This is a genomic window from Paraburkholderia sp. SIMBA_053, assembly GCF_046534895.1.
In the GTDB taxonomy this organism is placed as follows: Bacteria; Pseudomonadota; Gammaproteobacteria; order Burkholderiales; family Burkholderiaceae; genus Paraburkholderia; species Paraburkholderia caledonica.
On sequence record NZ_JAWRXU010000312.1, the window covers coordinates 1 to 329 of the forward strand.

1 pseudogene is annotated in these 329 nt (G+C 59.0%); it reads right to left on the reverse strand.

The window, feature by feature from the left end:
• A pseudogene (locus SB753_RS35780) lies at positions 1–329 on the reverse strand (polyphosphate kinase 2 family protein); the annotation flags it as partial.

Here is a 329-nt window from a genome sequence, read left to right on the forward strand (position 1 = left end):
GCGCAGCAGCAATTCACCGACCATCACGTTGCGATGCGTCTTCGAGTCCGCGGGAATCACGTACCACGGCGCGTAATCCGTCGACGTCGCTGCGAGCGCTTCTTCGTATGCGTCCTGATACTTGTCCCACAGCTTGCGCGCGTCGAGATCGGAGACGTCGAATTTCCAGTGCTTGGTCGGATCGTCGATGCGTGCCTGCAAACGCTCGCGCTGCTCGTCCTTCGAAATGTGCAGCATGCATTTGATGATCGTCGTGCCGTTTTCCGCAAGCATCAGCTCGAAATCGCGAATGTGCCGGTAGCGGCGCAGGCGCGCATCTTTGTCCATCG